The organism is Citrobacter sp. TBCS-14 (assembly GCF_005280805.1).
Lineage (GTDB): Bacteria > Pseudomonadota > Gammaproteobacteria > Enterobacterales > Enterobacteriaceae > Citrobacter > Citrobacter gillenii.
This window is the reverse complement of record NZ_SZWM01000092.1, coordinates 1-228: the sequence shown is the minus strand read 5'-3', so window position 1 is coordinate 228 and position 228 is coordinate 1. Positions and strand designations below refer to the sequence as shown.

1 protein-coding gene is annotated in these 228 nt (G+C 60.1%); it reads left to right on the top strand.

The annotated features are described in order from the left end of the window. Positions 1-228, top strand: a 228-nt coding sequence (locus FDX22_RS00515; RefSeq protein WP_186805265.1) for a dihydrofolate reductase family protein, incomplete at both ends; no start/stop codon positions are given.

Here is a 228-nt window from a genome sequence, read left to right as displayed (position 1 = left end):
AGCGGTGAAAGCCAGTGGATTACCTCACCACAGGCGCGCCGCGATGTGCAACGCTTGCGCGCGCAAAGCCATGCCATTTTAACCAGCAGTGCTACGGTGCTGGCAGACGACCCTCAGCTTACTGTGCGTTGGTCGGAGCTTGGGGAGTCTACCCAGGCGAGTTACCCGCAGGAAGAGCTGCGCCAGCCAATCCGCATTGTTCTGGATAGCCAGAATCAGGTCACGCCG